We start from the raw sequence: 22,621 nt of genomic DNA, 5'->3' as shown, positions 1-22,621 counted from the left end.
GACGCGGCCGCACGCGCACGTGTGCGCCGCCGGCTCCGGACCCTCGGCGCGACCGTACCTGAACGTGCATACGCCCTCAACCCGTGCGGCGACCGGTCACCGGGGTCGTGCCGGCATGCCGCGGACAACGGACCCGGCCAGTCGGCGGCCGGACGCGCCGGCCGGCCCGGGACGGAGTCCTGGCACGACCCCGGCCGCGCCTCAGTCCGGGCCGATGTCTGCGCCCGGGACCGTCATGTTGGGGCCGCAGACGACGAGATTCTGCGGGTTGTTCCCGTTCGCCTCGTCCTCGGCGCTGACGCACTTCGGCCCGAGGTAGGTCATGTAGACCGGGCCGCCGGAGCAGGCGTAGACGACGTAGTTGCCACGCGAGCTCGTCGAGGGGGCGCCGAGCTCGCCGCCGGTGGGGCAGAGGCCGACGTTCAGCATCGTCACGTTGCGCCACAGGGCGCCGGCGCGGACGAAGAACGAGTGCATCCCGCCGGCGGTGAGGGCGGGCGTGTGGCCCTCGCCGGCCGGGTTCACGCGGAGGCCGTTCTGCCGCATCGGCGTGCGTTCGTTCGCCGCGCCGCGCAGGTTGGACTGGAAGATCCGGCCGCCGCGGTGGTAGAGGACGTAGCGGCCGTACTGGTCCTGGGCGGGCTGGCCACCGGCGATCACGGTGCGCGCCGGGCGGGCGTTCCACGACACCCGGATCGCGCCGGCCTGCTCGAAGACCACGGCCCAGCGCCGGTTCTTGCTCTCGGAGATCGAGACGTGGAACGGGTCGCGGGCGCCGCGGACGAGCGTCGTGCGACGCCCCTCGCGGACGAAGAGCCGTCCGCCGGCGACGTAGGCGATGCGGTCGCAGCGACCCGACACCGCCACGGAGGTCGCGGGGCCGTCGGTCGGGACGCGCGTGAGCCGTCCCGCGCGGGACCCGCGGAGGGTGCGCACGAAGACGTCGGCGTGGCCGTTGTCGTCGCCGCGCACGAGGTTGGAGGCGTCGGAGACGAACGCCAGGCAGCGCGGGGCGATGGGCGTGTCGTTGTTCGTGGAGCCGTCGAGCGCGGGACCCCAGGAGTTGCCGTTCGCGGGGCGGCCGCCGACGCCGCGCGAGGCGAGCGACACGCCCCCGATCCGCCACGGGGTGCCGAAGAACCCGAAGCCGTCGGCCCGCTTGACGAGGAAGACGTTGCGGTGGCCGTCCGAGCCCGGGGCGATGTCCGTCGCCCGCGAGGCGTAGGCGACGTAGCGCGCGGCGCGTCCGTCGCGGGAGATCACGGGGTCGGTGACGGGCGCGTTCGGAGCGCGCCCGTGGCCGTTGGCCGAGAACAGGAACTGGCCGGGGCGGGCGTGGAGTCCCTCGCCGGGCTTGTGGTCGGCGGCGGCGGGCGCGGCGGTCGTCAGCAGGAGCCCGCAGACGGCCAGGGCCGTGCGGAAGGGGCGGGAGAGCGGTGCAGGCATGTGCGGGGTCCGGGCCGGGCGGGGGCGCCACGGTCGCGCGGACTCCCCGGTGTTCGGCCGTCCGGGTCCCGCGGCGCATCGCCCCTGCGTCCACCCGCAGGGGTCGGAAGAGCGTCCACCGGCCTTCAGACCGCGACCCGACGGCCGGGGGTCGTGGCCGGGGACGGGCTTTCCTCGGGCGGCGCGATGTGGGAGAACAGGGCTGGACGGGTACCTCCCGCCCAGAGGCCGCGAACCCGCCGGCTGCTCGCGTGCCGCGCGCGCTCCACACGAATCCCCGGAGCCCGAAGGGGCTTGTATACTAGTGTGGAGGCTTGCGTGACGCGGGACACGTTCCGTGCTGCGCGCCTCGGCCCCGAACCCGATCAGAGCGTCGATGTCCTCCACCGCCGATCCCGATCCCGCCGAGACGAAGGAGTGGCTCGAAGCGTTCGACGCCGTCCTTCAGCACGACGGCGCTGACCGCGCCGAGGATCTCCTCGAGACCCTCGTCGCCCACACCCGCTCCCGTGGGCTGGCGACGTCGCTGCACGCGACGACGCCCTACGTGAACACGATCGCCCCCGAGGACGCGGCGCAGCTGCCCACGGACCAGGCGATCGAGCGCCGCGTGCGCTCCCTCGTGCGCTGGAACGCGCTGGCCACGGTGCTCCAGGCGAACAAGGAGTCCTCCGAGCTCGGGGGGCACATCGCCTCGTTCCAGTCCGCCTCGACGCTCTACGAGGTCGGCTTCAACCACTTCTGGCGCGCCCCGAGCGAGGAGCACGGCGGCGACCTGATCTACATCCAGGGCCACTCGTCGCCGGGCATCTACGCCCGCGCGTTCCTCGAGGGCCGGATCGACGAGGCGCAGATGCGCCGGTTCCGCGAGGAGACGGACGCCTCGAAGCCCGGGCTCTCTTCGTACCCGCACCCGTGGCTCATGCCGGAGTTCTGGCAGTTCCCCACGGTGTCGATGGGCCTCGGCCCGCTCATGGGCATCTACCAGGCGCGGTTCCTGAAGTACCTGCAGGGCCGCGGCATGGCGAACACGAAGGACCGCGACGTCTGGGTCTTCTGCGGCGACGGCGAGATGGACGAGCCCGAGTCGATGGGCGCGATCGGGATGGCCGGGCGCGAGAAGCTCGACAACCTGAACTTCGTCATCAACTGCAACCTGCAGCGCCTCGACGGCCCCGTCCGCGGCAACGGCAAGATCATCCAGGAGCTCGAGGCGAACTTCCGCGGTGCGGGCTGGAACGTCATCAAGGTCGTCTGGGGCTCCCGCTGGGACGACCTGCTGGCCAAGGACACCGACGGTCACCTCCTGCGGCTCATGGAGGAGACGCTCGACGGCGACTACCAGACGCTGAAGTCGCGCGACGGCGCCTACGTGCGCGAGCACTTCTTCGGGAAGCACCCCGAGACGGCCAAGATGGTCGAGGACTGGACCGACGAGGAGATCTGGGCGCTGAACCGCGGCGGCCACGACCCGGCGAAGATCTACGCGGCGTACGCCGCGGCGCGCGCCCACACGGGCCAGCCGACGGTCATCCTCGCGAAGACGATCAAGGGCTACGGGATGGGGGCCTCCGGCGAGGGGCAGAACATCACCCACCAGCAGAAGAAGATGACGGAGGACGTCCTCCTCACCTTCCGCGAGCGCTTCGGCCTCGACCTCACGGACGAGCAGGTCAAGAACTACGAGTTCCACCGCCCGGCGGAGGACTCGGAGGAGATCCGCTACCTGAAGGGTCAGCGCGAGAAGCTCGGCGGCTACCTGCCGGCGCGCCGCCCGAAGTCCACGGACTCGCTGCCCGTCCCCGAGCTCTCCGCCTTCAAGGCCGTCCTCGACGGTTCGGGCGACCGTGAGATCTCGACGACGATGGCGTTCGTCCGGATCCTCGCCGGCCTGCTGCGCGACAAGGCGATCAAGAAGCACGTCGTGCCGATCGTTCCCGACGAGTCGCGCACGTTCGGCATGGAGGGCATGTTCCGCCAGCTGGGCATCTTCAGCCAGGTGGGGCAGCTGTACCAGCCGGAGGACTCCGAGCAGCTCATGTTCTACCGCGAGGATCGCCAGGGGCAGATCCTCCAGGAGGGCATCAACGAGCCGGGCGCGTTCTCGTCCTGGATCGCCGCGGCGACGTCGTACAGCAACAGCGACACGCCGATGATCCCGTTCTACGTCTACTACTCGATGTTCGGGTTCCAGCGGATCGGCGACCTCGCCTGGGCCGCCGGCGACTCCCGCGCCCGCGGGTTCCTGATCGGCGGCACCGCCGGACGCACGACGCTCAACGGCGAGGGCCTGCAGCACGAGGACGGCCACAGCCTCGTGCAGGCCGCGCTGATCCCGAACTGCGTGAGCTACGACCCGGCCTACGGGTACGAGCTGGCGGTGATCGTCCACGACGGCCTGCGCCGCATGTACGGGGAGCAGGAGGACGTCTTCTTCTACCTCACCGTCATGAACGAGAACTACCGGCAGCCCGCGCTGCCGGAGGGCGCCGAGGAGGGCATCCTCCGCGGCATCCACCGGGTGCGCGAGGCCGGGCACGCCGAGGCCGGGTCCCCCGAGGACCCCGACAGCGCGAGCGCGCCGAGCCCGAAGGACTCGGGCGACGACGGCCTGGTCGAGGACGACGCCGGCGAGGCCGCCGACGGCGACGTCGAGCCCGCCGACGCCGGCTCGGGCAAGCACGACTCGAGCGAGGACACGGACGTCGCCGCCACGGCGAAGGACGTCGGACCCGCGCAGATCCGCCTGCTGGGCTCCGGCACGATCCTCCGCGAGGTCATCGCCGCGGCCGAGATGCTCGAGGAGGACTGGGGCATCGCCGCCGACGTCTTCTCCGTGACGAGCTACACCGAGCTGCGCCGCGACGGCCTCGAGATCCAGCGCCACAACTGGCTGCACCCGGAGGAGGAGCAGGGCACGCCCTACGTCTCCGAGGTGCTCTCCGGCGACGTCCCGATCGTCGCCTCGAGCGACTACATCCGGGAGCTCGCCGACGGCATCCGCCCGTTCCTGACCGCACCGTACTTCGTGCTCGGCACGGACGGCTACGGGCGCAGCGACTACCGCAAGGCGCTGCGCGGGTTCTTCGAGGTCGACCGCCGGCACGTGGTGCTGGCGGCGCTGACCCAGCTGGCCGAGGCCGGCGAGGTCGACCGCAAGGTGCTGACGCAGGCCATCGAGCAGTACGAGATCAAGACGGACGAGGGAGCCCCGTGGGCGCGATGACGACGGTCGAGGTCCCCGACATCGGGGACTTCGAGGACGTGCCGGTGACGGAGATCCTCGTGGCGGTGGGCGACACCGTCGCCGTCGAGGATCCCCTCGTGGCGCTCGAATCCGACAAGGCGACGATGGAGGTGCCTTCCCCGGTCGCGGGTGAGGTCGCCGAGATCCTGGTGAAGGTCGGCGACGGCGTGGCCGAGGGCACGCCCGTCGTGAAGATCAAGACGGACGGCGACGGCGACGGCGACGACGCCGAGAAGCCCGACCCCGCCGAGGCGCCGGTCCAGGACAAGGACGGCGAGCAGAAGACCGCTGCCGACGCGTCGGACTCCGGCTCCGGGGACGTCCGGGCGTCCTCCGGTGACGGTGCGTCGTCGGGCGGCGGGTCGTCGTCGGGCGACGGCGCCGGGAAGGACGCGCCCGCCACCGGCGGCGCGTCCGAGGGCGGCACCGCGGCCGAGGCCGGCGGGGCCGCGAAGGCCTCGGCCGCGACCCCGTCCGGCGAGCCGGTCTACGCCTCGCCCAGCGTGCGCCGCCTGGCGCGCGAGCTCGGCGTCGACCTCGCCACGGTCAGCGGCAGCGGCCGCAAGGGCCGGATCGTCCCGGAGGACGTCCAGCAGGCCAAGGACGCCCCGCAGGGCGCGGCCTCCAAGACCGACGCGCCGAAGCTGCCCGCGGGTGGCGACGCCGTCGGCGACGGCGGCCTCGGCCTGGCGCCGTGGCCCAAGGTGAACTTCGAGAAGTTCGGCGAGATCGAGCGCGTCCCGCTCTCGCGGATCCAGAAGCTCTCCGGCGCCAACCTGGCCCGCAACTGGGTCCGGATCCCGCACGTCACGCACAACGACGACGCGGACGTCACGGAGCTCGAGGCGTTCCGCAAGCAGCTCAACGCGGAGCAGAAGGACGTCAAGGTGACGATGGTCGCCCTGCTCCTCAAGGGCCTCTCGGCGTCGCTGAAGAAGTTCCCGACGCTCAACTCCTCCCTCGACGGTGAGGAGCTGGTGCTGCGCAAGTACCACCACCTCGGCTTCGCGGCGGACACGCCCAACGGCCTCGTCGTCCCGGTCATCCGCGACGTCGACAAGAAGGGCATCCTCGAGGTCGCCGGCGAGCTCACCGAGCTCTCGGGCAAGGCGCGCGACGGCAAGCTCGGCCCGGCCCAGATGTCGGGCGGTACGTTCTCGCTGTCCAGCCTCGGCGGCATCGGCGGGACGTCGTTCACGCCGATCATCAACGCTCCGGAGGTCGCCATCCTCGGCGTCACCCGCTCGGCGATGCGCCCGGTCTGGAACGGCTCGGAGTTCGTCCCGCGGCTGATCCTGCCGCTGTCCCTCTCCTACGACCACCGCGTGGTCGACGGCGCCATGGCGGCGCGCTTCACGGCGCACCTCGCCGGCGTCCTGGCCGACTTCCGGAGGATCCTGCTGTGAGCACCATCGAGATCAAGGTCCCGGACATCGGGGACTTCGAGGACGTCCCCGTCACGGAGCTGCTCGTCGCGGTCGGCGACACCGTCGAGGTCGAGGACCCGCTCGTCGCGATCGAGTCCGAGAAGGCCACGATGGAGGTCCCGAGTCCCGAGGCCGGGAAGATCGTCGAGCTCAAGGTCGCCGTCGGGGACGCCGTCTCCGAGGGCACCGTCGTCGCGATCCTGGAGACCGCGGACGCGGGCTCCGGTGGCGGCTCCGAGGCCCCCGAGGGCGGCAAGGTCGACGAGAAGGACGGCGCGGGCGCGGACCACGCGAGCGCGCCGAAGGGCGAGACGCCCACCGGCGAGTCGACGGGTGGGTCCGGCGGTTCGGGCTCGGGCGGCGGCTCCGGGTCGGATGGCGTGTCCGGCACCGCCGCGGCCGGCACGGAGGGCGACTCCTACGCGGGCGGCTCGTCCGCCACGGCCGACCCTGCCGCGGCCGGCACCGCCGGTCGCCACGGCGGCACGCCCTCCAAGGCGTCCGACGAGGTCAAGGAGAAGGGCGACCTGCACGTCGACGTCGTCGTCCTGGGCTCCGGCCCGGGCGGCTACTCCGCGGCGTTCCGCGCCGCGGACCTCGGTCTGAAGGTCGCGATGGTCGAGCGCGAGCCCGTCCTCGGCGGCGTCTGCCTGAACGTCGGCTGCATTCCCTCGAAGGCGCTGCTGCACGCGGCGAAGGTCATCACGGAGGCCGAGGACATGGGCGCCCACGGCGTCTCGTTCGCGAAGCCCGAGATCGACCTCGACGCGCTGCGTTCCTGGAAGGACGAGGTCGTCGGCAAGCTCTCCGGCGGCGTCGGCGGCATGGCCAAGGGCCGCAAGGTCGAGGTCGTCCACGGCACGGGCCGCTTCGTCGGCGAGCACGAGCTGCAGGTCGACGACACGCTCGTCACCTTCGACTCGGCGATCGTCGCGACGGGCTCCAGCTCCGTGCGTCTCCCGGGCATCCCGCACGAGGAGGAGGGCGTCATGGACTCCACCGGCGCGCTCGAGCTGCGGGACGTCCCGGAGCGGCTGCTCGTCGTGGGCGGCGGCATCATCGGCCTGGAGATGGCCACGGTCTACGACGCCCTGGGCTCGCAGGTCACGGTCGTCGAGCTCGCGGACCAGATCGTCCCGGGTGCGGACAAGGACCTCGTCAAGCCGCTGAAGAAGCGCATCGAGGGCCGCTACGCCGCGATCCACCTGCAGACCAAGGTGGAGAAGGTGGAGAAGGTCGACGGCGGCCTGCAGGCCACGTTCTCCGTCGAGTCCGGGGACGCCCCGGAGCCGGCCGTGTTCGACCGGGTCCTCGTGGCCGTCGGCCGTATCCCGAACGGCAAGGACCTGGGCCTGGAGGAGATCGGCGTCGAGGTCGACGAGCGCGGGTTCGTGCCCGTCGACGAGCAGCAGCGCACGAAGGTCGCCCACATCTACGCGATCGGCGACGTCATCGGGCAGCCCATGCTCGCCCACAAGGCCACGCACGAGGCGCACGTGGCCGCCGAGGTCATCGCCGGGCACGACGTCGCGTTCGACGTGCGCGGCATCCCGTCCGTGGCCTACACCGAGCCCGAGCTCGCGTGGGTCGGCCTGACGGAGACGCAGGCCAAGAAGGACGGCACGCCGTACGAGACCGCGGCGTTCCCGTGGGTCGCCTCGGGCCGCGCGCTCGCGAGCGACGCCGAGAAGGGGCAGACGAAGCTCCTGATCGACCCGGAGACCCGCCGGATCCTCGGCGCGGGCATCGTGGGCACGAACGCCGGCGAGCTCATCGCCGAGATCGGCCTGGCGCTCGAGATGGGTGCCAACGCGGAGGACGTCGCCCTGACCGTCCACGCGCACCCCACGCTGTCGGAGTCCGTGGGCCTGGCCGCCGAGATCGCGGAGGGCACGATCACCGACATGCCCCAGAAGCGCAAGCGGGCCAAGAAGGACTGAGGGCGCTCGGGGCCGGCCGAGCGCTGGCCCCGATCCGGACCGCGCGCACAGGGGCGCCGCGTACCCTGGTGGGATGCAAGTTTCTGTCCTTGCGTCGGGCGTCCACCGGCGGCGCCCCCTCCTGCGCGTCGCCGTCGCCGTGGCCGCCGCGGCGTCCCTCGGGGGCACCACGACCGCGGTCGCTGCGCCCTCGCCGGGCGCCCGGTCGGCGGGCGACACGGTGTTCCCGACCACCGGCAACGGGGGCTACGACGCCCAGCACTACGACCTGCGCCTGCGCTACCGCCCGGCGACCCGGCACCTCACGGCTCACGCCGAGATCACCGCGGAGGCCACCCAGGACCTGTCGAGCTTCAGCCTCGACCTGCAGGGACTCACCGTCCGGTCCGTGAAGGTCGACAACGCGCCGGCATCCTTCGCGCGGGGGCGGACGAAGCTCGAGGTCACCCCGGCGGCGGCGCTCCCCGCGGGGGCGCGGTTCGTCGTGTCCGTCGCCTACGACGGGACGCCGCGCGCGGCCCGTGGGCGGGGCGGGACGCCCGAGGGGTGGGTGCGCACGCGCGGCGGGGCGTTCGTCGTCGGCCAGCCCATCGGAGCACAGACCTGGTTCCCGAACAACAACACGCCGGGCGACAAGGCCACCTACCGCATCGCCGTCACCGTGCCCAAGGGGCTCACGGCGATCGGGAACGGCGAGCTGCGCTCCGCCACGACGCACGGCCGTTGGCGCACCTGGGACTGGCGCGAGCGCCACCCCATGAGCAGCTACCTCGCAACGGCCACGCTCGGCGACTTCCGGCTGCGGACGCACCGCTCGGCCGACGGCCTCCCGATCTACGACGCCGTCGACCGTCGCGGGCTCAGGGCGCTGCCGGCGGACCGGCGCCGCGAGTTCGAGAGCGACCTGGCCGGAGGGCTCGAGGAGGACGTCGTTCGCCGCTTCTCGTTCTTCTTCGGGCCCTTCCCGTTCTCGTCCTTCGGTGGCGTCTACGCGGTCGCCCCGGCGGCCGGGTACGCCCTGGAGACGCAGAGCAAGCCGAACTACGCCTCGATCGACACCACCGCCGTGCCCCACGAGCTGGCACACCAGTGGTTCGGCAACAGCGTGACGCCCAGCCGCTGGGCGGACCTATGGCTCAACGAGGGACTGGCCGTGTGGGCCGGCGACTGGCTGTACCCCTACGACCGCACGGGTGCTGCGAAGTCCCGGAAGCTGGGCATCCCGAGCCCGGCCGGGCAGCTGCGGGAGCTCCTGGCACGACGCGCGAACGACCCGCTCTGGAAGATCTCGCCCGGGCGCCCGACCGCCAAGACGTTGTTCAGCGACGCGACCTACCAGCGCTCCGCGGGCGCCTTCGAGGGCTACCGGCAGATCGTCGGCGACCGCGTCTTCTACCGCTCGCTCCGGAGCTGGACCCGCGACCACGCCCACGGCACCGTGACGGCCGAGGACTGGATCGCCCACACGAACGCCGAGAGCGGGCGGGACCTGCGCGCGTACTGGAACGACTGGATCTTCCGGGCGGGCAAGCCGCGCCTCACGCCCGAGGCCGTGCGGCGCGCCGGGAGGTAGCGGGGGCCGCGGGGCCGGGGGCGGTCTGCGTCGTGTGACGTGCGGCCCACGGGCCATCCGCCGGCGTCGTGCCGCACGTACCGTCGTGTGGCGCCGGGGGTAGCCGGGCGTCGCGCACGGGGCCGCCCGACTGGGGTGGGCCGCGCGCCCGGTCCCTCTCGAAGGTCGGAGTTCCGTGGTCCCCCTCCTCGCCGTCGTCGACGCCGGGGCGACGGGTCTCGTCGTGCTGCTCGACGTGGCCCTGATCCTGGTCGTCAGCCGCCTCTTCGGCCGGATGCTCCGGGGCGTCGGCCAGCCCGCCGTGGTCGGCGAGATCCTCGCGGGGATCGCGCTGGGCCCGACGCTGCTCGGGCTGCTCGCCCCCGACGTGCTCTCCGCGCTCTTCCCGGACGACGTCCGGGGCGTCCTGAAGGCGGTGGCGACCGTCGGGCTCGTCCTCTTCATGTTCGGCGTCGGCCACGAGAGCGACCTGGGGCAGATGCGGCGGATGGGCCGCCGCGTCGGGGCGCTGTCGGTCGGGTCGGTCGCCGTGCCGGCCGTCGCGGGCGTCGCCGTCGCGCTGCTCCTGTGGCCCGCGCACGACGTGGTGGCGGGGGAGGAGGTGCCGCTGGCCGCCTTCGCCGCGTTCCTCGCGATCGCGCTCTCCGTGACGGCGTTCCCGGTGCTGGCCCGGATCCTCGACGAGGCCGGGCTGCTGCGGGCACCGATCGGCGCCCTGGCGATGACCGTGGCCGCCGTCACCGACCTCGTCGCCTGGTCCGCCCTGGCGGTCGTGGTGGCCGCGACGGGCGACGGTGGGCGTTCCCTGGTCGTGACGGGCGTGCTCGTCGTGGTCTACGCGGTCGTGCTCGTGGGCGTGGTGCGGCCGGGGCTGCGCCTCGTGGTGGCGCGGCTCACGCCCGCCCCGGCCCTCGCCCCGGCCGCCGTGCTGCTCGTCGGCCTGGCGCTCTCGGCCGGGGCGACGGAGGCGCTCGGCCTGCACGCCGCCATCGGCGCGTTCGCCTTCGGGCTCGTCGTCCCGCGGGGGACGGCCGAGGACGGGGCGGGAGACGGCGCGACGTGCGAGGCGGGGAACGGGCGCGCGCTGGCGGTGGGAGACGGCGCGGCAGTGCGCGTCGCGGGGCCTGCCGAACGCGGCGCCGCGGCCCTCGGGACGGCGGGGCGCGTGCTCGTACCCGTCTTCTTCCTCACCACGGGCCTGACCGTCGACCTGACCGGCCTGACGGGCGCGGGCCTGGCGACGATGGCGCTGCTGTTCGTCGTCGCGACCCTCGCGAAGTTCGGCGGCGTCGGCCTCGCCGCGCGCCTGTCGGGCGCGGGGCTCCGCGAGTCCGCCGCGCTCGGCACGCTCATGAACGCCCGGGGCCTGACCGAGCTCGTGATCCTCGAGGTCGGGCGGTCGGCGGGCATCCTGGACGAGGTCACGTTCACCGCGCTCGTTGGCGTCGCGCTGCTGACGACGGTGCTGACCGGCCCGCTCTTCCGTCGTCTGCATCGGCCGCCGGGGCCGGGCACGGCCGCGCCGGCGGCCGCGCCGTCGTGGGGCCTCGCCGACTGACCGGTCCCCCACCGCGGCGCGAGCAGTCGTGGGGCCCGGTGGTCTGACCCGACCCGCGTCGGCGGCCGCGCCGTCGTGGGGCCTGGCAGGCTGCTCCCCATGCCCCCGCTGGACCCCGGATCCGACTCCGTCCCCGAGCCGCTCCTGATCGACCGCAACCCGCTGCCCGCCTCGATCGGCGGAGACCTGCGGCGGCAGCTCACGTTCGTCGTCGAGGTCGACCGCATGAAGGCCGTGCTGCGGCAGTCGCCCGTCGCCGCCACGGAGCGGCGGGAGAACGACGCGGAGCACTCCTGGCACCTGGCGCTCATGGCCCTGGTCCTCGCCGAGCACGCGGACGAGCCGGTCGACCGGGGACGCGTCGTCGAGCTGCTCGTGCTGCACGACCTCGTCGAGGTCTACGCGGGCGACGTCTCCGTCCACGACGTCGCGGCCCGCGCCGCCCAGGCCGTGCGCGAGGTCCAGGCCGCCGACCGGCTCTACGGTCTGCTGCCCGACGAGCAGGGCCGCCGCCTGCGCGCGGCGTGGGAGGAGTTCGAAGCCGGCGCCACCCCCGAGGCGCGGTTCGCCCGCGGGCTCGACCGCCTGCAGCCGCTGCTCCTGAGCTGGATGGCCGGGGGCGGCCGATGGCCCGACGAGGGCGTGACGGCGGACAGCATCCGCGGGCTCCTGGGGGCCATCGGGGCCTCGTCGGCGTCGCTGGGCGCGGCCGCCGAGGAGCTCATCGCCGAGAGCGACCGCCGCGGCTACTTCCGCGGTTGATCACCACGGCTCGGGGCCGCGCGCCGTCCCCGGGACCCGCGCGTACCCCGTGGGACCCGCACGCGCCCGCAGGAGCCGATCCCATTTGACATAGCGACCATTATGCGAATAGCGTCGGCTATGTCATGAGTCCCGCCCGCGCGTCGTCCGCCATCTTCCCGCCCGGGCCGCGCCGGCCTGCACCGCTCCAGACCCTGCGCTGGATGCGGGACACCTGGGGGTTCCTCGCCGAGTGCCGGGAGCGGTACGGCGAGACCTTCACGATCCGCCTGCCCGGCGCCGACCGCTGGGTGTTCCTCACCGACCCGGAGCACGTCAAGCAGGTCTTCACCGGCGACCCGAAGGTCTTCCACGCGGGCGAGGGCAACTCGGTGCTGCTGCCGATCCTCGGCCGCCACTCCGTGCTGCTGCTGGACGAGAAGCCGCACATGCGCCAGCGCAAGCTGCTGCTCCCGCCGTTCCACGGCAAGCGGATGGCGGGCTACGAGGACCTCATGCGCCAGATCGCCCGCGACACGATCGCGACGTGGCCCGTCGGCCAGCCGCTGCGCGCGTGGCCGCAGATGCAGCAGATCACGCTCGAGATCATCATGCGCGCGGTCTTCGGCGTGGAGGGGTCGCAGCTGCGGGACCTGCGGGCCGCGCTCGAGCACGTGATGGCCGAGGTCACCGGCAAGCGCACGATGCTGACCATGGCGCTGCTCGGCGAGGGTGCGTTCCGGCGCCTGCCGACGTTCCGCCGCGCGCTGGAGGACGTCGACGCGATCCTGCTGCCCGAGATCGCCCGCCGCCGCGACGCCGCTGACCTGGAGGAGCGGGGCGACATCCTCTCGATGCTGCTGCAGGCCACGGACGAGGACGGGCGTCCCATGGGCGACCGCGAGCTGCGCGACGAGCTGATGACGTTGCTCGTCGCGGGCCACGAGACGACGGCCACCTCGCTGTCCTGGGCGCTCGAGCGGCTGGTCCGCCACCCCGACGCCCTGCGGCGCCTGCAGGACGAGGTCCGGGACGGCGAGGGCGACGCCTGGATGGATGCCGTTTGTCGCGAGACCCTGCGGCTGTGCCCGGTCATCTCGATCGTCGTGCGCGAGCTGCAGGAGCCCGTCGAGATCGCCGGCCACACCCTCCCGGCCGGCACCCGCGTGGCACCCTGCATCCACCTCGTCCACCGCCGCCCCGACATCTACCCGGACCCCGACGCGTTCCGCCCGGAGCGCTGGCTCGACCAGACGCCGGGCACCTACACCTGGATCCCGTTCGGCGGCGGCGTCCGTCGTTGCCTCGGCGCCAGCTTCGCCCTCTTCGAGATGAAGACGATCCTGGGCGAGATCGTCGCCGCCATGGACCTGCAGACCACCACGGCCCCGGGCGAGCGCATGCGCACCCGGGCGATCACGAGGACGCCGGGTGGCCAGGCACAGATCGTGGTCGCGCGGCGGCGGGAGCGGGAGAGCGCGGGGGCGCAGGCGGTGGGGGTCGCGGGGTAGGGGGCGCGCGGGGCGGGCCTCGGCCAGGCCCCCGCAGCTCAACGGCGGGCGGCCGTCACCGTGCAGCCCGGCCGCGCGGCGTCGAAGACCGAGCCGGCGGCGATGCACGCGGTGAGGCCCGTGACCTGCTGGGCGTAGCCGCGGTCCTTGACCGCGGTGGTGGTGCCGTCCGGGGCGACCTCGCACGGGTTGCTCTCGGTGCAGGGCTTGCCGTCGCCGGTCACGTGGCTGTTGTGGATCGCGACGATCTGGTCGGTGCGGGGGTTGACCATCGGGGACCCGGAGGTCCCGCCCTGGGGCAGGCACGCCTTGTCGGCGGCGTAGCGCAGCGCGTTCCGCTGGGTGTACCCCGACTCCTGGACGGCGGGGACGACGGTCTCGACCGTGCAGGCGAAGGTCGTCTGCGCGGTCCCGGAGTGCATCACGAGCGCGTCGCCCGGCGCCGGGCCGGTCGTGGCCAGCTCGCGGGCGGGCACGTCGAGGGCGGCGAGCTCGGCGTAGCTCTGGCGTAGGCGGTAGAGCGCGACGTCGGTGCCGGTCATCGTCGCGTAGAGCAGGCGGGTGGTCGTCCCGCGCGCAATGGGGTTGCTGGACCGGCCCGTCAACGGCACCAGGGAGTCGGACGGACGGTCGGCCACGGCCTGGCCGGGCTTCGGCCGGGGGTCGAGGCAGTGCCCGTTCGTGAGCACCATGGCCGGGTCGGTGGGCCGGCTGGCCGCGACGCGCACCACCGACGCGGAGCACCCGCTGCCATGGATCACTGCGGCCCCGGCCATGCCCGGCGACGTCAGGCGCTTCGGGCGCGGGATCGCGCGCCGGCCCGAGGTGTACGAGCTGATCCAGCGCCGGTGCGCGCTGAGGTCCGTGTAGACCGAGGGCCGAAGACCGCTGACGTAGTTGCCGCCGTTGACGGTTCCGGCGATCACGGTGCCGTGGCCGCGCTCCTGCACGAAGACCGGGCCGCCGGAGTCCATGTTGTCGGGCCCGACGCGCTCGTCGACACCGATGCAGAGCGCCCGGCGGTCGGCCTTGATGCCGCAGGTCTTCAGCCGTGCGACCTTCGTGATCGCCGCCCGCAGCATCGTCGGGTAGCTGCGGGTGCGCCCGTAGTCGCGCAGTCCGCCCTTGTTGGTGTAGCCCCACCCTTGGATGGTCGCCGTGGTTCCGGGCGCCGGCGGACGCGTCGCCACCTTCGCGGGCGTGACGCGGACGGGCCGGCTGAGCTTCAGCAGCGCGTAGTCGCCCGCGGGGTCGATGGTCCGGGAGGCCCGTACGAACTGCTGCACGTTCACGAGGCGTCCCCCGGAGATGTTGTCGCGGGAGCCGAAGCGCACCTTCCAGCCGACGGGATTGCCCGACAGCGCGATCTTCACCTTGCCCGTGCCGGCGAGGCTCGTCTTCGTGTCGACCTCGTTGGTGCAGTGCCCGGCCGTGATCGCCCACCGCGGCGCGATCAACGTCGCGCCGCAGACGTGGGTGCTCCGACGCGGCGAGTCGACGCGCTGGAACGAGCCGTCGTACGGCGCGACGGTGCGGGCGGTCTGGCCACCGACGATGGCGTGGGCCGGCGAGGCGGCGGCGCCGAACGCGAGGAGCGCCAGGGGCAGCGACGACGCGGCGGCGAGAGCGCGCCTGGAGGGTCTGAGGTTGGTCATGGCTCCGACCGTAGGGGCCGGGATGTTGCGCGAACGTCTGCTGCCAGGGGGGCACGCGGCTCGCGTGATCACCGTGCCGCGCGGCCCCTCCGCCCCGGCCCGGATGGTCACCGCGCCGTGCGATCCCTACGCCCGGCCCGGATGGCCACCGCGCCGTGCGGCCCCTACGCCCCTCGCAGCCGCGCCGTCGCGAACTCCGCCATGCCGGCGTCGAAGTCCTCGCCCGCGGTGAACCCGAGCACGTCCGCCGCCCGCACGGCCGAGGCGAACACGTGGCGGACGTCGCCCAGCCGGTAGTCCCCGGTGACGACGGGCTCGAGGTCCGCCGCGAGGGCGCCCGCCTCGCCACCGCCGCCGCCCGCTGCCGCCGAACCACCATCCGCCCCCATCGCCGCCCAGAGCGCCCGCGCCATCTCGCCCACGGTCCGCGGGGTGCCCGAGCAGACGTTGAACGCCCCGGGCACCGGCTCCTCCGCGGTCAGCGCCAGCACGTTGGCCCGCGCCACGTCGCGGACGTGGACGAAGTCGCGCCGCTGGCCGCCGTCCTCGAAGACCTTCGGTGCGCGGCCCGCCGCCAGCGCGGAGCGGAAGATGGACGCGACGCCCGCGTAGGGGGTGTCCTTCGGCATGCCCGGGCCGTAGACGTTGTGGTACCGCAGCGAGGTGACCGGGACCCCCGTCTCGCGGGAGAACGCCGTGGCGAGGTGCTCCTGGTGGAGCTTCGTCGCGGCGTAGACGTTGCGGGGGTCCAGCGCCGCGTCCTCCGGGATCGACTCCGGGGTCAACGGGCGGCCGCAGACCGGGCAGCCGGGCTCGAAGCGGCCCGCGTCGAGGTCGGCGACGGCGCGGGCCGGCGGGGTCACGAGGCCGTGGTCGGCGCAGCGGTAACGGCCCTCGCCGTAGACGACCATGCTCGACGCCTGCACGAACCGTCCGGTGAAGTTCCGCCGCGCCAGGCCGCGCAGCAGCACCGCGGTGCCCAGGTCGTTGTGGCCGACGTAGTCCGCGATGTCGTCGATGTCGAGCCCCAGGCCGACCATCGCCGCCTGGTGGCACACGTGGTCCACACCCTCGAGCACCCGGTCGACCGTGTCGGCGTCCCGGACGTCGCCGATCACGAGCTCGGCCCGTGGGTCGAGCCCCTCCGGCAGCCCGTCGTGCGCGGCGGGGTGGAGGAGGTCGAGGATCCGCACCTCGTGGCCGGCGTCGAGCAGCTGCGTGACGATGGGCTGGCCGATGAAGCCGGCCCCGCCGGTGACGAGGATCATCGGCGCAGCGTAGTGGGAGCGTCCGGCGCGCCCCCCGCGCCCGTAGGGTCACCCTGTGCCCGACGTCGTCCTGCCGGTCCTGAACGAAGCCCAGGCGCTCCCCTGGGTGTTGGGGCGCATGCCGGTGGGGTACCGGCCCATCGTGGTCGACAACGGTTCAACGGACGGCTCGGGCGAGATCGCCGCCTCCCTCGGCGCGCTCGTGGTGCGCGAGGAGCGACCAGGCTTCGGCTCGGCGTGCTTCGCCGGGCTGACCGCGGCCGACGACGACGTCGTCTGCTTCGTCGACGCCGACGGCTCGCTCGACCCGCGCGATCTGCCGATCGTCACCGATCCCGTGCTCGACGGCCGGTTCGACCTGGTGCTCGGCGCCCGCCGGGCCGAGCGCGGCTCGTGGCCCTGGCACGCCCGGCTCGCCAACCGCGCGCTCGGCCTCGAGCTGCGCCGGCGGGGGGCGGGACCGGTCCTGCGCGACATCGGTCCGATGCGCGCCGCGCGCCGCCAGGGGCTGCTCGACCTGGGGCTGCAGGACCGGCGCTTCGGTTGGCCGCTCGAGATGGTCGTGCGCGCCGCCGGGGCCGGCTGGCGGATCGACGAGGTCGACGTCCCCTACGCGGCCCGCCGCGGCGGGCGCTCCAAGGTGACGGGCACCGTGCGGGGGACGGCCCGGACCGTCCGCGACATGTCGCGCGTGCTGGCCGAGGATCGCCGGGCCCGAGAGCGCGGCGGTCCGTCATGAGTGCTGCCGACACGACCCTGATCGTCATCGCGAAGGCCCCGGTCGCGGGCCGCAGCAAGACGCGGCTGACCCCGCCCTGCACGCCCCAGCAGGCCGCGGACCTGGCCGAGGCCGCGCTGACCGACACGCTGCACGCGGTGCTGGCGACGCCCGCGGCCCGGCGCGTGCTGGTCCTCGAGGGCACCCCGGGCGCCTGGCTCCCGGACGGCTTCGAGGTGCTCCCGCAGCGGGGCGACGGCCTGGACGAGCGGCTCGCTGCGGCGTTCGAGGACGTCGCGGGCGGGGGCCCGCCGACCCCGCCCGCCCTGCTCGTCGGCATGGACACCCCGCAGGTCACCCCGGGGCTGCTGGCCGCCGCGGCCGCCGCGCTGCACGCCCCCGGCGTCGACGCGGTGCTCGGGCACGCCCCCGACGGGGGATACTGGGCCATCGGCCTCTGCGTCCAGGACCCGCGGTTCTTCGTAGGTGTTCCCATGAGCACCGAGTCCACGGGCCGCGAGCAGGAGGCCCGCCTGCGCGAGCACGGCCTGTCCGTCGCGCTGCTCCCCGAGCTGCGCGACGTCGACCTGATCGACGACGCTCATGCGGTCGCGGCGCTCGCGCCCGACAGCCGCTTCGCCCGGACCCTGGAGGCCACGCGGTGAATCCGTCCACGCTCTTCGGCCGGCTCCTCGACGACGGCGCCGACGCGCTCACCGTCCGCGCGAGCGACGGCGACGTCTGGTCCATGCCGATGGGCCGCTGGCTCGCGCCGGCCACCGAGGTCGACGAGCGCGTGCTCGATCGCGCGGTCGGCCCGGTGCTCGACGTCGGCTGCGGGCCCGGCCGGCACGTGCACGCCCTGAGCCGCCGCGGCGTCGTGGCGCTCGGGATCGAGCTCTCCCCCACCGCGGTGCGCCACGCCCGCAACGGCGGGGCCGAGGTCGTCGAGGGCTCCATCTTCGAGGTCGCCCCGGACCCCGGCTGTTGGTCCACGGCGCTCCTGCTCGACGGGAACATCGGCATCGGCGGGCAGCCGCGCCAGCTGCTCCGGCGGGTCGCCGAGCTGCTCGGCGACGACGGGTGCATCCTCGTCGAGCTCGACCCCGAGCCGGGGGACCGCGCTCCGGAGGACGACGCGCCGATCCGCGTGCGCATCGAGTCCGACGGCTCCACGAGCGCGTGGTTCCCCTGGGCCCGCGTGACGGCCGGGGCGATCGACGCGCCCGCCGAGGCGGCCGGCCTGCGGGTCACCGAACGGTGGTCCGACGGCGGCCGCCACTTCTGCACGTTGTCCCGCGCATGAGCAAGCTGGGGCCGCCGCCCGGTCCGGCGCGGCCCGAGTTCTGGCGCAGCCCGATCCGCGGCCCGTGGCTGACGGCCGTCCTCGGGCTCGTCCTCCTCGTCGGGTTCCCGCTGGTCTTCCTCACGGGCCTCCTGTCCCACGCGGCATACATGCCGCAGCTGCCCGGCAACGCGGTCGTCCCCGCCGGGCTCGGTCTGCAGTTCGTGCGGTTCGACTGGCCGACGAGCCCCGTCTGGCTCTACGCGCTGAACCAGGGCGTGCACGTGACCGTCGGGATCGTGCTCGTGCCGGTCCTGATCGCGAAGCTCTGGTCCGTCATCCCCAAGCTCTTCGCGTGGCCGCCGGCGCCGAACCCCGCCGAGGTCCTCACGAAGCTGGCCAACCTGCTGCTCGTCGGCGCGGCGTTCTTCCAGCTCGCCACAGGCATCGCGAACATCCAGCTCTGGTACCCGTTCCGGTTCGGGTTCGTGACGGCCCACTTCTACGGCGGTTGGGTGCTGATCTTCGCCCTGCTGCTGCACGTCGCGGTGCGGATGCCGAAGGTCCGCCAGGCGATGCGCACGAACGCCGCGCTCAAGCCGCTGCGCGACGACCTCGCCCACACGCGCCCCGAGCCCTTCGAGCCCGACGGCCTCGTCTCGCCGAACCCGGCGCCCGCGACGATCTCGCGTCGCGGGCTGCTCGGTCTCGTCGGCGCGGCGTCGGGCGGCCTCTTCGTCGTCACCGCCGGCCAGAGCCTGGGCGGGCCGTTCCGGCAGGCCGCCCTGCTGGCGCCGCGCGGCAACGGCCTGGCGCTCGACGGGCCGAACGGGTTCCCGGTGAACAAGACGGCGGCGGTGGCGGGCATTGGCCGCAGCGTGGTGGGCGAGGCGTACCGGCTGGAGCTGCAGGGCGGGCGTACCCTGGAGCTCTCGCGTGCCGACCTCCTCGGCCTGCCGCAGCACACCTACGACCTGCCGATCGCGTGCGTCGAGGGCTGGTCGACGACGCAGGCGTGGACGGGCGTGCGGCTGCACGACCTCGCCGAGCTCGTCGGCGCCGACCCGGAGCACGCGCTCTTCGTTACCTCGCTGCAGAAGGCGGGGGCGTTCCGCAAGGCCACCCTCTCGCGCGACCAGGCGCACGCCGACAAGTCGCTCCTGGCGCTGCGGGTCAACGGGGTCGACCTCTCCCTGGACCACGGCTACCCGGCGAGGATCATCGTGCCGGCGCTCCCGGGGGTCCACAACACGAAGTGGGTCGCGGGCCTGCGGTGGGCGGCGGCATGAGCGGCTCCGACCCCAACGGCCCCGGCCCGGCCGGCCCTCGCGGCTTCCGCCGCTTCTACGGCGCCACGCCCGCGCACCTGCTCCTGCACCTCGCGGGCATCGCCCTCTGCGCGTGGGCGCTGAAGGAGGTCTTCGGCCACTACCACGAGGTCTGGGGCAACCTGCTGATCTGGCTCGTGGCGGGCGCGCTCCTGAACGACTTCGTGGCGCTGCCCCTCTACGTGGGCATCGACCGGCTGGCGCGGCGGCTGTGGCGCCCGGCCCGGCAGCGGTTGGCGCGCGGGCCGGCGACGGCGCTCGTCCCCGGCCGCGGCCACGTGCGCGTGCCCGTGGCGATGTCCGCCGCGCTGCTGCTCGTCTACCTGCCCAACATCCTCGGGAAGGAGCCGCGCGGGCACCAGCTCTCCACGGGGCTCGCGGAGCAGCCCGACTTCGCCGGACGCTGGCTCCTAATCACCGCTGGCCTGCTCCTGGCCTCGCTGGTCATCTACCTCGTGCGGGTCAGGGTCGCAGCGTCTGGAGCACGCCGTCCGTCGCCCCGGTGACGAAGACGTGACCGGAGACGGGGTCGACGGCGACGGTCTGCGGCTGCTCGACCGCGGGGAAGATCCGGCCGGTGCGGCTCCTCGTGCGTGCCCGCAGCTCGACGAGCTTGTTCTCCGCCGGCAGCGTCACCCACACCTTGTAGCGCTCCTCGTCGAGCGCGATCCCGTAGGGCTGGCTCGACAGCCACTGGCGGCGCTGCAGCTGGAGCTTGCCGTCCTGCCACACGAAGATCAGGATCGCCTTGCCCGTGGTGTCGGCGACGTAACAGATGCCCTCGTCGCGACAGACGACGTGGGTGGGCCCGACGCCGGCCGGGGCGGACGCCAGGCGCTTGAGCGTGCGGGTGTCGTAGAGCTCGAGCACGCGCTCCTTCACGGCCACCACGGCGACGATGCGTCCGCCGTCGATCGGCGCCAGGCCTCCCGGCTGCAGGGCGATCCGCTCCTGGCGCACGACGCGGTCGCCGCGCACGATCTGCAGCAGGTTGCCCAGCTCGGCGCCCACCGCGACCTCGCCGCCCGCGCCCAGCGGCGTGGCGTCGTGGGGCTGGCGGCCGACCTTCGCCTGGGCGACGATCCGGCCGATTGGCACGTCCTTGCCGTCGTACTCCCCGCCGAGGGAGACCTGGGCGAGTGTGTCGGCGTCCTCGTCGGGGACGAGCACGCGGGAGGACGGGCCGTCCGTCGCGAGCTGCAGGTGCCGCGGCGCGCCGGGCAGCGAGACGCGCTCGACGACCTTCCCCGTCGCCGCGGAGACGACGGCCAGTCGCGCGGGGCGACGCAGGGCGACGGCCACGAGCCCGGAGCGGCCGTCGGCGACGATCCCCTCGGGCCGCTTGCCGACGACGGTGACGCGCCCCGCCGGCTTCGTCGTCAGGCTGGGGGCGTTCGGCGGCTCGGCCGCCGGCGGCAGCGCGGCGGGCTCCTGCGAGCCGCAGCCCGCGACGGCCGCCGCACACGAGAGCGCACAGGCGAGGAGCACGGATGAGCGACGCAGCGGCACGAGAGGGTGGAGCATCGCAGCACACCTACCCCGGGGAGGCCGGTCCCGAAGCGGCCGGACGCCCCGCGCCGGAGCCCGCGCTGCCCGGCGGCCCGTCGCGGCTCGAGATCCCCGTCCTCCTGGTGCTGCTGGCCGTCGCCGTGGTCACCGTCGCGTACGGCTGGTTCGAGGGCCGCCAGAAGGGTCTGTTCGGCACCGCCACGCCGCCCTTCGTGTTCGGCTGGCTGCCGATGATCGACGTGCCGTGGGCCGTCGCGTGCGCCGCGGTCCTCGGCCTCGGGGCGGTCGCGGCGCCGACGCTCGTCCGCGCGCGCCTGAGCCCGCCCGTCTTCGCGCTCGCCGTGTTCGCGCTGGCCGCCGCGGCCGGCCTGACGATCGGTGCCGCGCGCATGGGCACCTACGGGTGGTGGCAGGTGTTCGACCTGCGACCCCAGGGGTCGTTCGAGGCCGCCAACGAGTACCTGCCGGGCCTGCCGCTCCTGGAGTGGGGGATCCCGAACTACCTCGATCGCTTCGCCGAGACGGTGCCTTCGCAGGCGGTCAACATCGCCGGCCATCCGCCCGGACCCCTGCTGCTCATGCGCTGGGCGGGGCTGGAGACCGCGGAGCGCCTGGCGGCCCTGTGCATCGGGTGCGCGGCCCTGACCGCGCCGCTGACCTACGCCATCGGCCGCTCCGTCGGCGTGGGGGAGCGCGCGGCGCGGATCGCCGGACTGCTCGCGATCTTCACGCCCGTGATGCTGCTGGACGGCGTCACCTCGTTCGACGCGGTCTACGCCGCGATGGGCGCCCTGGCCGCGGCGCTGCTGCTCAGCCGCCGCCCGGCCCTGCTCGCGCTCGGCGGCCTGGTCTTCGCGGTCTGCACGATCTTCTCGTGGGCCCTGCTCGGGGTCGGCGCCGCCGTCGCGCTGACCGTGCTCTGGCGCGACGGCTGGCGCCGCGCCCTGCTCGTCGCCCTCGTCTCCGGGGCGGGGTTCGTCGGGATCAACGCGTTCCTCGCCGTGGGCTGGGGCTACGACCCGATCGGCACCCTGCTGGCAACGGAGGGCGTCTACCGCAACAGCCTCGCCCAGATTCGGCCGTACCGCTTCTGGGTCTTCGGCTCGCCCGTGGCGTGGGCCCTGATGCTCGGGCCGATTGTGATCGCCGCGGCGACCCGTGCGGCGCTGCGGCGGAGCCCGGTGGCGCTGGGGATCCTGGCCGTCATCGTCATCGCCGCCGTGGCCGGGTTCACGAAGGCCGAGACGGAGCGGATCTGGCTCATCTTCGTGCCGCTGGCCTGCGTGGCGGCGGCGCCGCTCTTCTCGACGCGGCGGCTGCCGCTCGTGCTCGGCGTGCTGGGCGCGCAGGCCCTCGCGTTGCAGGTCCTGGTCAACACCGTCTGGTGAGCTGGGGCCGGCGCGAGCCGGATCACG

General features: G+C 74.0%; 17 protein-coding genes. 13 read left to right on the top strand and 4 right to left on the bottom strand.

The window, feature by feature from the left end:
- Positions 1-201 precede the first annotated feature (201 nt).
- On the bottom strand, positions 202-1,446 hold the full coding sequence (locus F593_RS0100365) for a hypothetical protein (protein ID WP_022926781.1): 1,245 nt from the start codon (positions 1,444-1,446) through the stop codon (positions 202-204).
- 376 nt (positions 1,447-1,822) lie between these two features.
- On the opposite strand from F593_RS0100365, the gene aceE reads away from it, so the two are divergent.
- The 7 genes from aceE to F593_RS0100330 all read left to right on the top strand — a co-directional run bounded on the left by aceE (position 1,823) and on the right by F593_RS0100330 (position 13,443).
- Complete coding sequence (gene aceE, locus F593_RS0100360; protein WP_022926780.1) at positions 1,823-4,672, top strand: pyruvate dehydrogenase (acetyl-transferring), homodimeric type; 2,850 nt, start codon at positions 1,823-1,825, stop codon at positions 4,670-4,672.
- On the top strand, positions 4,669-6,099 hold the full coding sequence (locus F593_RS0100355; protein ID WP_084629340.1) for a dihydrolipoyllysine-residue acetyltransferase: 1,431 nt from the start codon (positions 4,669-4,671) through the stop codon (positions 6,097-6,099). Before aceE ends, F593_RS0100355 begins: the two co-directional genes overlap by 4 nt.
- A complete protein-coding gene (gene lpdA / locus F593_RS0100350; protein WP_022926778.1) occupies positions 6,096-8,060 on the top strand; it encodes a dihydrolipoyl dehydrogenase in 1,965 nt (654 codons plus the stop codon). Before F593_RS0100355 ends, lpdA begins: the two co-directional genes overlap by 4 nt.
- 73 nt (positions 8,061-8,133) lie before the next feature.
- On the top strand, positions 8,134-9,633 hold the full coding sequence (locus F593_RS21225; protein ID WP_022926777.1) for a M1 family metallopeptidase: 1,500 nt from the start codon (positions 8,134-8,136) through the stop codon (positions 9,631-9,633).
- A 175-nt stretch (positions 9,634-9,808) separates the two neighbouring features.
- Positions 9,809-11,191 carry a cation:proton antiporter gene (locus F593_RS21220; protein WP_022926776.1) on the top strand — a complete coding sequence of 461 codons (1,383 nt, stop codon included), beginning with the start codon at positions 9,809-9,811 and terminating at the stop codon, positions 11,189-11,191.
- A 99-nt stretch (positions 11,192-11,290) separates the two neighbouring features.
- Positions 11,291-11,953: an HD domain-containing protein gene (locus tag F593_RS0100335; protein ID WP_022926775.1), complete on the top strand. Its 663-nt coding sequence runs from the start codon at positions 11,291-11,293 to the stop codon at positions 11,951-11,953.
- 125 nt (positions 11,954-12,078) lie between these two features.
- Positions 12,079-13,443, top strand: coding sequence for a cytochrome P450 (locus tag F593_RS0100330; RefSeq protein ID WP_028721303.1), 1,365 nt, complete (start codon positions 12,079-12,081; stop codon positions 13,441-13,443).
- 38 nt (positions 13,444-13,481) lie between these two features.
- Here F593_RS0100330 and F593_RS0100325 read toward each other — a convergent pair whose 3' ends face one another.
- Both F593_RS0100325 and F593_RS0100320 read right to left on the bottom strand, forming a co-directional pair.
- Entirely contained in the window at positions 13,482-15,098 is a 1,617-nt protein-coding gene (locus F593_RS0100325) for a trypsin-like serine protease (RefSeq protein WP_022926773.1), read from the bottom strand.
- 164 nt (positions 15,099-15,262) lie between these two features.
- Positions 15,263-16,366: an NAD-dependent epimerase/dehydratase family protein gene (locus tag F593_RS0100320; protein ID WP_022926772.1), complete on the bottom strand. Its 1,104-nt coding sequence runs from the start codon at positions 16,364-16,366 to the stop codon at positions 15,263-15,265.
- A 55-nt stretch (positions 16,367-16,421) separates the two neighbouring features.
- On the opposite strand from F593_RS0100320, the gene F593_RS0100315 reads away from it, so the two are divergent.
- The 5 genes from F593_RS0100315 to F593_RS21210 are packed head-to-tail and all read left to right on the top strand — an operon-like array spanning position 16,422 to position 20,203.
- The gene (locus F593_RS0100315) at positions 16,422-17,105 is read left to right on the top strand and encodes a glycosyltransferase family 2 protein (protein WP_022926771.1); all 684 of its coding nucleotides are present in this window, start codon (positions 16,422-16,424) and stop codon (positions 17,103-17,105) included.
- Entirely contained in the window at positions 17,102-17,749 is a 648-nt protein-coding gene (locus tag F593_RS0100310; RefSeq protein ID WP_022926770.1) for a TIGR04282 family arsenosugar biosynthesis glycosyltransferase, read from the top strand. Before F593_RS0100315 ends, F593_RS0100310 begins: the two co-directional genes overlap by 4 nt.
- Positions 17,746-18,390: a class I SAM-dependent methyltransferase gene (locus F593_RS30500; protein WP_022926769.1), complete on the top strand. Its 645-nt coding sequence runs from the start codon at positions 17,746-17,748 to the stop codon at positions 18,388-18,390. Before F593_RS0100310 ends, F593_RS30500 begins: the two co-directional genes overlap by 4 nt.
- Positions 18,387-19,658: a molybdopterin-dependent oxidoreductase gene (locus tag F593_RS30495; RefSeq protein WP_022926768.1), complete on the top strand. Its 1,272-nt coding sequence runs from the start codon at positions 18,387-18,389 to the stop codon at positions 19,656-19,658. The genes F593_RS30500 and F593_RS30495 overlap by 4 nt, the downstream gene beginning before the upstream one ends.
- Positions 19,655-20,203 carry a hypothetical protein gene (locus tag F593_RS21210; protein ID WP_157251439.1) on the top strand — a complete coding sequence of 183 codons (549 nt, stop codon included), beginning with the start codon at positions 19,655-19,657 and terminating at the stop codon, positions 20,201-20,203. The genes F593_RS30495 and F593_RS21210 overlap by 4 nt, the downstream gene beginning before the upstream one ends.
- Here the strand turns inward: F593_RS21210 and F593_RS21205 are convergent.
- The gene (locus tag F593_RS21205) at positions 20,160-21,221 is read right to left on the bottom strand and encodes a YncE family protein (RefSeq protein WP_157251437.1); all 1,062 of its coding nucleotides are present in this window, start codon (positions 21,219-21,221) and stop codon (positions 20,160-20,162) included. The two genes, F593_RS21210 and F593_RS21205, sit on opposite strands and share 44 nt — an antisense overlap.
- Between F593_RS21205 and F593_RS0100285 the strand changes: the two genes are divergently transcribed.
- On the top strand, positions 21,188-22,594 hold the full coding sequence (locus F593_RS0100285; RefSeq protein WP_022926765.1) for a hypothetical protein: 1,407 nt from the start codon (positions 21,188-21,190) through the stop codon (positions 22,592-22,594). The two genes, F593_RS21205 and F593_RS0100285, sit on opposite strands and share 34 nt — an antisense overlap.
- The last annotated feature ends 27 nt before the right edge of the window (positions 22,595-22,621 follow it).

Origin of the sequence: Patulibacter americanus DSM 16676, from assembly GCF_000420025.1 — a bacterium.
GTDB lineage: Bacteria > Actinomycetota > Thermoleophilia > Solirubrobacterales > Solirubrobacteraceae > Patulibacter > Patulibacter americanus.
The sequence above is the reverse complement of the archived record's forward strand: the minus strand, read 5'-3'. Positions and strand labels throughout refer to the sequence as shown.

Bases quoted from the DNA above. Each gene is read 5' to 3' on its own strand.
- F593_RS0100365 (WP_022926781.1), bottom strand. From the start codon at position 1,446: ATGCCTGCACCGCTCTCCCGCCCCTTCCGCACGGCCCTGGCCGTCTGC.
- aceE (WP_022926780.1), top strand. From the start codon at position 1,823: ATGTCCTCCACCGCCGATCCCGATCCCGCCGAGACGAAGGAGTGGCTC.
- F593_RS0100355 (WP_084629340.1), top strand. From the start codon at position 4,669: ATGACGACGGTCGAGGTCCCCGACATCGGGGACTTCGAGGACGTGCCG.
- F593_RS21225 (WP_022926777.1), top strand. From the start codon at position 8,134: ATGCAAGTTTCTGTCCTTGCGTCGGGCGTCCACCGGCGGCGCCCCCTC.
- F593_RS0100335 (WP_022926775.1), top strand. From the start codon at position 11,291: ATGCCCCCGCTGGACCCCGGATCCGACTCCGTCCCCGAGCCGCTCCTG.
- F593_RS0100330 (WP_028721303.1), top strand. From the start codon at position 12,079: ATGAGTCCCGCCCGCGCGTCGTCCGCCATCTTCCCGCCCGGGCCGCGC.
- F593_RS0100325 (WP_022926773.1), bottom strand. From the start codon at position 15,098: ATGACCAACCTCAGACCCTCCAGGCGCGCTCTCGCCGCCGCGTCGTCG.
- F593_RS0100320 (WP_022926772.1), bottom strand. From the start codon at position 16,366: ATGATCCTCGTCACCGGCGGGGCCGGCTTCATCGGCCAGCCCATCGTC.
- F593_RS0100310 (WP_022926770.1), top strand. From the start codon at position 17,102: ATGAGTGCTGCCGACACGACCCTGATCGTCATCGCGAAGGCCCCGGTC.
- F593_RS30495 (WP_022926768.1), top strand. From the start codon at position 18,387: ATGAGCAAGCTGGGGCCGCCGCCCGGTCCGGCGCGGCCCGAGTTCTGG.
- F593_RS21210 (WP_157251439.1), top strand. From the start codon at position 19,655: ATGAGCGGCTCCGACCCCAACGGCCCCGGCCCGGCCGGCCCTCGCGGC.
- F593_RS0100285 (WP_022926765.1), top strand. From the start codon at position 21,188: ATGAGCGACGCAGCGGCACGAGAGGGTGGAGCATCGCAGCACACCTAC.
- F593_RS21205 (WP_157251437.1), bottom strand. From the start codon at position 21,221: ATGCTCCACCCTCTCGTGCCGCTGCGTCGCTCATCCGTGCTCCTCGCC.